At 44.9% G+C, this 7,345-nt stretch carries 4 protein-coding genes and 1 rRNA gene; 4 read left to right on the plus strand and 1 reads right to left on the minus strand.

The genetic code is table 11. From position 1 onward, the window contains the following. Positions 1 to 59: 59 nt before the first annotated feature. Positions 60 to 2,597: a M1 family aminopeptidase gene (locus GO493_RS29165; RefSeq protein WP_157309777.1), complete on the minus strand. Its 2,538-nt coding sequence runs from the start codon at positions 2,595 to 2,597 to the stop codon at positions 60 to 62. Positions 2,598 to 2,859: 262 nt separating this feature from the next. Here GO493_RS29165 and GO493_RS31380 point away from each other — a divergent pair, with 262 nt between their 5' ends. The 4 genes from GO493_RS31380 to GO493_RS29185 form a co-directional block, all read left to right on the plus strand. After that, on the plus strand, positions 2,860 to 3,360 hold the full coding sequence (locus GO493_RS31380) for a biotin/lipoyl-containing protein (RefSeq protein WP_157309778.1): 501 nt from the start codon (positions 2,860 to 2,862) through the stop codon (positions 3,358 to 3,360). A gap of 111 nt (positions 3,361 to 3,471) precedes the next feature. Then, positions 3,472 to 5,202, plus strand: a complete 1,731-nt coding sequence (locus GO493_RS29175; RefSeq protein WP_157309779.1) for a hypothetical protein — start codon at positions 3,472 to 3,474, stop codon at positions 5,200 to 5,202. Positions 5,203 to 5,502: 300 nt separating this feature from the next. Continuing rightward, positions 5,503 to 6,255 (plus strand): tRNA pseudouridine(38-40) synthase TruA, encoded by a 753-nt coding sequence (gene truA / locus GO493_RS29180; RefSeq protein ID WP_157309780.1) that lies wholly within the window; start codon positions 5,503 to 5,505, stop codon positions 6,253 to 6,255. A 761-nt stretch (positions 6,256 to 7,016) separates the two neighbouring features. After that, a 16S ribosomal RNA gene (locus tag GO493_RS29185) occupies positions 7,017 to 7,345 on the plus strand; the annotation flags it as partial.

Here is a 7,345-nt window from a genome sequence, read left to right on the forward strand (position 1 = left end):
GGTGAAAGCATTTTTTTTGAGCAACCATCCGCACTACTCCCGCTCAAACAAACCCTTAATTAATTCTTAAGCTCCCCAGCCACTTTCTTCATATAATCACTCTGCTTAAGCAACCCTGCTTTCTTATCAGCACTCGCAATAGACGCCTGTTTAGCCTTACTATCTGCAATAGGAAGCAGCATCCCTGCCAATCCTTCATTGATCATTTTATTATTAAAAAGCTTAGCCATTTTCTGTATCTGCTCTACACCCTTCAATACCGCATCAGTATTATCAACCTTTGCCAGTATAGTAAGATACAGCACTGCTGCATCTACTTTTTCCTGTCCGCTGGCATCATTAAACGTTTTCGCGAAGAAATCAATATCATTTTCACTTCCTTTCTTTGCATACACGGCAACAATGGCAGTGCTCAACGCACCCCTGGAATCTTTTTCCAGTTGTTTACCCAGTGCATAGGCTTTGTCAAGGTCCAGTGCAGCCAGTGCTTCCAGTGCAGCGCCTGCTGCTGCATATGAACTATCTTTTGTAGCAGTTTCAAACAGGGAGGTCAGCTGTATATCCTGTAATGTGCCTAACTGTGTAAGTGCCGCTGCACGTACAGTAGAGCTTTCATCTTTTTCAGCAAGGGTACGTAAAACAGGCAGCGCCTGAGCTTTCATCTCCGGATCATCCAGTTTTAATCCGTTAATGGTCAGCGCACGCAGTCCGTAGAATTTATCTTTCAGCGCCGCCAGTACTACTTTACGTGCTTCCGCATTGGCAGCCTGCTCTTTCAGACAAGCCTCTATTGCTTCACGACGATCCAGGTATTGTGGTGCATGAGAGTACTGGAAAACGTAGGTGCTGATATCCCTGTTCTCTTTCTTCACTGCCAGCAGCACTTTATCTGCATCAAAGTTTACCAGGTCTGGCTGAGAAGCGCTGGGAAGGGTAAAGGTGGATACTTTACTGTCGATGATCACATTATGCCTCTGTTTCTTACCATTAGCGTAGATGTCTATCGCTACAGGCAAACGGTAAACCTTATCTCCAGCCTGTTGCTGTTGTACCGTTACGGTAACTTTTTTAGCAGTGGCGTCATAGCTGGAGCTGATATCCAGTACGGGGTATCCCTGTCCGAAATACCATTGGTTAAAGAACCAGTTCAGGTCCTGACCACTTACTTCCTCAAATGCCAGGCGAAGCTGATGAGCCTCGGCTGATTTAAAGGCATTGGTTTTCAGGTAAACGTTGAGAGACTTGAAGAAGGCGCTGTCTCCCACTACATTACGCAGCATGTTCAGGATACGGCCGCCTTTCTGGTAGCTGATAGCATCAAACATATCCTCTTTATCATGATAATGGAAGCGTACCAGGTCACGGTCGCCGGCATACTGAGTGAACTGCAGGTAGCTTTTCATGGCTTTGTAAGCATGGTCGTCAGCCATATCTTTACCATATTTGTAGGACAGCCAGAGGTATTCGCTGTAGTCTGCAAAAGATTCATTGAGAGTAAGGTTGCTCCAGGACTCTGCAGTGGTCAGGTCGCCAAACCAGTGATGGAACAGCTCATGTGCAATAACGGCTTCATCATAATGGTTATTATCCAGCAGTTCCCGGCTGGTTTTCTGAACAAAGTCCCCATGCAGGGTTGCAGTGGTATTTTCCATAGCGCCGGAAACATAATCACGCGCTACTACCTGAGAGTATTTCACCCAGGGATATTCATATCCAAGCAGGTTGGAGTAGAAGGTAAGCATTTCAGGGGTATTGCCGAAAATAGCCTTTGCATAGGGAGCGTAAGCTTTTTCTACATAATAGTTTACTTCTTTCCCTTTCCACTGGTCTTTTACAATGGCGTAATCGCCTACAGCCATCATAAAGAGATAAGGGGCATGGGGAAGGTCCATTTTCCAGGTATCAGTACGGGTACCGTCAGCATTGTTTTTCTGGCTGACCAGTTTTCCGTTGGAGAGGGTTACATATTTCTTATCTACCGTCATGCTGATCTCTTCCGTTGTTTTCTGGTTCGTTTTATCTATAGTAGGGAACCATACGGAGTTAGCCTCGGTTTCACCCTGTGTCCAGATCTGCACAGGTTTATCTTTTTCTGCGCCGTCAGGATTGATGAAATACAGGCCTTTGGCATCTGTAATAGCTGCGCTGCCCTGTGCCTTTATTTCTTCAGGCTTGGATATATAGTCTATATATATAGTGTAAGATTCTGCCGCCTTGTAAGACCTATCCAGCTGTATATGCAGCTGTGAGCCGTCATAAGTATATTTTAAAGGAGTGTTCTTTCCGCCCTTTACCAGTTCTACCTGCTTGATTTCCATTTCTTTTGCGTCCAGTGTAAGGGAGTCTGTTGTATAGAAATGGGGTTTGAGGGTGACCCAGGCTTTACCGTAAAGGTATCTTTTAGCATAGTCGAAGCGTACATCCAGTTTGGTATTCACCAGGTCATTGATCCTGGTTGCTGAGCTGCGGTATATTTCAAGTGAGGGGTCTTCCTGTTTTGGTGTGGTCTGCTGTGCTGTTGCCGGCGCGTAACATAGGATTCCTGTAATACCTGCTATCAGCACGCTTCTAAGCGTTTGCTTCCAAGGTTCTAACATGATAATGAATTGTTTTTGCCACGAATTAACAGGAATTATCACAAATAATGACGATAGCGGCTGTTAATATTAACCAAATCATGATAACTGGCTATTATTCATGATCATTCGTAATAGTAGTACACTTAATCCCCTTCATTCAGAGAAATCAACCGCACGCAGCGCAAAAAAATCTCCCTCAAAAATTCTTTCACCATAATATCCCCACCCTCTAACTAGTTAAAAACCTTATTTTTGCCCCGGTTCAGCTATAAAACATGTTATGATAAAAGCAATCGTAAATGGTGATTTATCGTTTACTGTGGAACGAAAAGGAGCTGTGTTAACGGGTAACGGTCAACCGGTAGAATGGTCGGATGTTACATTATCCAATGGTAATCATAGTATTATAATGGATGGGCATAGTTATATGGCCCAGGTAATAAAGATTGATCGGGAGACGAAAACCGTCACAGTTTTGATTGATCAGCAGGAATATGAGGTGTTGATAGAGGAACCGATTGATCAGTTGCTGGCAGCTATGGGTATGAAAGATGCCCTTACCAGGAAGGTGAATGACATCAAAGCGCCTATGCCGGGCCTTGTATTGAAAGTCCTGGTAGAACCGGGTCAGGCTATAAAGAAAGGAGAGCCTGTGCTTATCCTGGAAGCCATGAAAATGGAGAATGTATTCAAAGCGGTTGCCGACGCCGTTGTAAAAGAAATCCGGGTAACAGAACGTACTGCTGTGGAGAAGGGAGAGGTATTGGTGATATTGGAATAGTATTTGTATTTACCAGCTAATAATCAGTGTATAATAACACTATCAAGGAATGACGGGCCCATTGTCCGTCATTTGTAGTTATCTATCTAAGATAAATATATGGTTCAATATTTGAAAATAAGCTTGTTCTCACTGTTTTTCCTGGGGTGGGTTGCAGGAGTATCTGCCCAGGACGCGCAGTATTTTGTATATATACAAAGCGAAAGATCACAGGTTTTCTACGTAAGATATAATGATAAGCTGATCCCTTCTTCAGATAAGGGATACCTGATCCTGTCAAAGATGCCGGCCGGCACAGCTAACCTGCGGATAGGTTTCGCTAAAAGCGAAGCCCCGGAACAGCAGTTCCAGATCCGCTTAACGGGACAGAACGACCAGGGCTACCTGCTGAAATCTGATGGGAATGGCGGACATGCGCTGTATAACCTGCAGACCTTCGCTATGATCAGGCCTTCAGAGAAAGAAACCAGAAAAGATCCGGTTATAACAGAAGCAACGCCGGCAGCTGTAACAACAGAACCTGTGGCAGCAGTTACCGAGCCTGCAGCAGCTCCGGTTCAGGCAGATACTAATAGTAGTGTTACAACTGCAGAAGTAGCGCCTGCCCCGCCCGTACCTGCAGCGCCTGTAAGCAGCGAGGAGCAGACAAAAGCCATGATGGCCTCTCTGAAGAAAGACCTGGATTCTACTTTCCCTTCCAAAGAAGGTACTGTAACTGTTGGTCCCGGTACCCGCCCGGTAAAACAACCGAATAAGTTCTCAGAAGCCCTGGATAAGGTTGTAAAGGATGACCGTCCCGAGGAAGTGATAACAGAAGAACCGGCTGCTGTTGCTCAGGCAGTAGCTCAGCCTGCGGTGCCTGCTACAGCCGTAGTGGAAGAAACGCCTGCTCCTTCAAAGAAACGTAAGAGAAGGAGAGACCGTGAACCGCTGACAGAAGAAGAACAACAGCTGCTCACTGCAGTGATGGCTGAAGAGAAAAAGGCCGCTACTGTGGAGCTGCCTCCTGCTACTTCTCCTGCGGTGGAACAACCTGCACAAACTCCGGCGCCGGCAGCGAATGAACCCGCTTCTGTGCCTGCCCCCGAAGAACCTGCAGTAACAGAGAAAGTAGATAAGAAGGAGAAAAAACAAAAGAAGAAAAAAGGAGATGATCCTGATTTCATCGACTTTATGGATACCGGCGGTCACCAGGCATCTGCGGTGGCTCCTGCAGCATCAGTCCCGGTAACTACAGATATTCCGGCTACTGAAGAAACACAATCATCCAAAAAGAAAAAACGTAGCAAACTGGCTGAAAAGCTGGATACTATTGATACTACAGAACATCCCAATAACATCCTGACAGATTCAACGAGCGGTTATGCTGTAAATGATCTGTCAATCGATCATCCTAAAGAAAGTCGTAAAGACAGGAGAAAGAAGAAAGCTGCCGATGCGGAAATAGCTCCTGAAACAGTCATGGTCGCGCCTCCGGCGCCAGTTACCGGTGAAACGGTTATGTCGGAAGACAAGAAGCTGTCTCCGTCTTTAAAGATGATCAATTCAGATTGTACCAAGGTGATGGATGATGATACCTTCCGTAAGATGCTTCGCAAATTCGTAGCTGGTAAGGATGATGATGGAATGATAGATGTTTTCCGTAAACAGACAAAGGGATATTGTCTGGAAGCATCCCAGATCAAAACATTGACCCAGTTATTGGGTACAGATGAATCCCGTTACCGTTTGCTGGATCAGGCCTATCCTAAGGCTTACAATTCTGAAGAGTTTAGCGGGCTGGTAGATCTGTTGCAGAATGATTATTATAAGGGTCGCTTTAAAGCCATGCTTCGGAAATAGTAATCCTAGCTGGCCGTAGGCCGGAAAAGCGCCTTCAAAAGATCGCAGTTCTTTTAATTTAATTCTAGCTGGCCGCAGGCCAGAAAAGCACCCTCAAAAAATCGCAGTTCTTTTAACTTAATTCTAGCCGGCCGCAGGCCAAAAAAAATATCCTCAAAAAATGGCTTTTACCGAAGGTAAAAGCCATTTTTTGAGCAGTTTCTTCGCATTGAAAGCTCAAACCGCTCCACTACTTCTCTTGAGTAATTCCCCCTTTTTATTTTTACACCTTACCTTCGCGTACTGCAAACCAGAGGGATTATGAGATATTTTATAGAGGTAGCATACAAAGGAGCGGCTTTTGCCGGCTTCCAGGTACAGGATAATGCTAAGACAGTACAATCTGAGATTGATCATGCTATCAGTACCCTGATGCGAACTTCTGTGGTAACCACGGGTTCCAGTCGAACTGACGCTGGTGTCCATGCTATGCAGAATTTCCTGCATTTTGACATGGAGCAACCATTACATCCGCAGTTCCTGTATAAAGTAAATGCTATTCTGCCATCAGATATTGTAGCCAGGCATATTTACCAGGTAGCAGATGATGCCCACTCCAGGTTTGCCGCTTTGGGGCGTTCTTACGAATACACGCTATACATGAAAAAAGACCCTTTCCTGCAGGACAGGGGATACTTTTTCCCTTACCGCCTGGATATTCCCCTTTTGCAGGAGGCGGCAGGGATCATTAAAGAATACCAGGACTTTACTACATTTTCCAAGAGGAATACCCAGGTGAAGACCTACAACTGTGCAATTAAAGAATCTTACTGGGTGACGGGAGAGGAGAGGCTGGTGTATAATGTAACCGCTAATCGTTTCCTGCGGGGTATGGTAAGAGGATTGGTAGGAACTATGCTGAGGGTAGGAAGGGGAAAGCTATCTATAGAAGGGTTCAGGCAGGCTATAGAAAGCAGGAACTGCGTCAATGCTGATTTTGCGGTACCTCCCCAGGGATTGTTCCTGATGAAGGTGGCATATCCTGAAGGTATGCTGGGGCAACCGGTTCAGTGAACGGCATATCAGTCCACCTTTAGTCCACCTTTAGTCCGCCTTTAATCCACCTTTAAAGCATGTTTCAAGCATATCTTAAGCATGTCTTAAGCATGTCTTAAGCATGTTTAGTGTATGTATTGCGGTACCTAAAGTGCTCCACGGTATCCCTTAAATGTCGTTTATATATCCATCCATGTTATACCGTCTTATTACTCAATAAATTCTCTGAATTTTAAAAGGTAGTATCTCAGTTTGCCCCGCAGGGCCAAACTACTCTCGGATAAAAAATCTCAAGCTGATACACTATTTTTTAAAAGAAAAATTTGGTGGTAATTTAAAAACCACTACCTTTGCGTCCCGCTTTGATAGAAAGCACTACACGAAAGCTCTTCCAGGTACGGTTTATTCTCCTTTTTAACAAACATCAGGTAAGCTGAAATGCTTGCCAGTATTGTTTTTTGCAGGATTGAGAAGTTTGAAAAATAACTTTAAAAAACTTCAAAATAAATTAGGTAGGAATCAAAAAAAGATACACCTTTGCAACCCCAACGCAAACGACGCGAAACGGAAAGAGTTCTTGAAATAAAAAATGATGTCCTGGTGAAACGCGCCACACAGATCGGATCTGAGACATTAACGAAGTTGAACAACAGGTTCAACGGAAGTTCTTTGAAAGAATGGAAACAACAGCATAATAAACACAGGTAATGTTAAGCGAAAAACATTAGATACACGAACGTCTGATTTCGCGAGAAATTAGTCAGTATCAAAACTTCTTTACAATGGAGAGTTTGATCCTGGCTCAGGATGAACGCTAGCGGCAGGCCTAATACATGCAAGTCGAGGGGCAGCACAGGTAGCAATACTGGGTGGCGACCGGCAAACGGGTGCGGAACACGTACGCAACCTTCCTCTAAGTGGGGAATAGCCCGAAGAAATTCGGATTAATACCCCGTAATATTGTTGGATGGCATCATCTGACAATTAAAGAACTTCGCTTGGAGATGGGCGTGCGTCTGATTAGGTAGTTGGTGAGGTAACGGCTCACCAAGCCGACGATCAGTAACTGGCGTGAGAGCGCGACCAGTCACACGGGCACTGAGACACG

Source organism: Chitinophaga tropicalis (assembly GCF_009758205.1).
In the GTDB taxonomy this organism is placed as follows: domain Bacteria; phylum Bacteroidota; class Bacteroidia; order Chitinophagales; family Chitinophagaceae; genus Chitinophaga; species Chitinophaga tropicalis.

Coding starts and splice junctions, on each gene's coding strand:
- GO493_RS31380 (WP_157309778.1), top strand. CDS start 2,860: ATGATAAAAGCAATCGTAAATGGTGATTTATCGTTTACTGTGGAACGA.
- truA (WP_157309780.1), top strand. CDS start 5,503: ATGAGATATTTTATAGAGGTAGCATACAAAGGAGCGGCTTTTGCCGGC.
- GO493_RS29165 (WP_157309777.1), bottom strand. CDS start 2,597: ATGTTAGAACCTTGGAAGCAAACGCTTAGAAGCGTGCTGATAGCAGGT.